Here is a 531-nt window from a genome sequence, read left to right as displayed (position 1 = left end):
CAGTCGTTCGGCACTCTTCTCGCCATAGTCCGCGCCGGTCTTGGCGCCAACCTCGAGCTCCATTAGTCGCTCGGCGGCAAAGCCAATCATCTCACGCAGTAAATCTGCATCGCCGCTCTGTTCGACAAGCGCGCGAAGGTCCATCATAGGTTTGGTCATCGGGTGTCATCCTTGGATCAGATTGAGTCTAGCAACCCGACCTTACCAAGAAACCCGATGGCCACCTGAGCTACACCACCCCGTGGGACACGATCTGATCGCCGCACTCTCGGAGTATGACCATCCTGTCCGCGCAGCTTTTGAGGCTACGGGGAATTACCATCGCGCCTTAGCATACCGGCTCGGCACTGCTGGTTTCGACGTGAAGCTGGTGTCTTCGGTCGCATTGGCGCGCACCCGCGAAGCCTTGAGCAACAGCTGGGACAGTCGCAGGGACCGTGGCCCCAGTGGGGCCGCGTAAGCCCGAAGACGATCCAAAGGACGCGCAGGTCATCCTGCATATGATGCAAATCGGGAACGAGCAATTCTACC

At 58.9% G+C, this 531-nt stretch carries 2 pseudogenes; one reads left to right on the top strand and one right to left on the bottom strand.

The features are described from left to right. A pseudogene (locus VSX56_RS20805) lies at positions 1-159 on the bottom strand (IS256 family transposase); the annotation flags it as partial. Positions 160-253: 94 nt separating this feature from the next. Between VSX56_RS20805 and VSX56_RS20800 the strand changes: the two are divergent. Continuing rightward, positions 254-531: pseudogene (locus VSX56_RS20800) on the top strand (hypothetical protein); the annotation flags it as partial.

Origin of the sequence: Thioclava kandeliae (genome assembly GCF_040297545.1) — a bacterium.
GTDB classification, from domain to species: Bacteria; Pseudomonadota; Alphaproteobacteria; order Rhodobacterales; family Rhodobacteraceae; genus Thioclava; species Thioclava kandeliae.
Note: the sequence above shows the minus strand (reverse complement) of the source record. Positions and strands in the feature narration are given on the sequence as shown.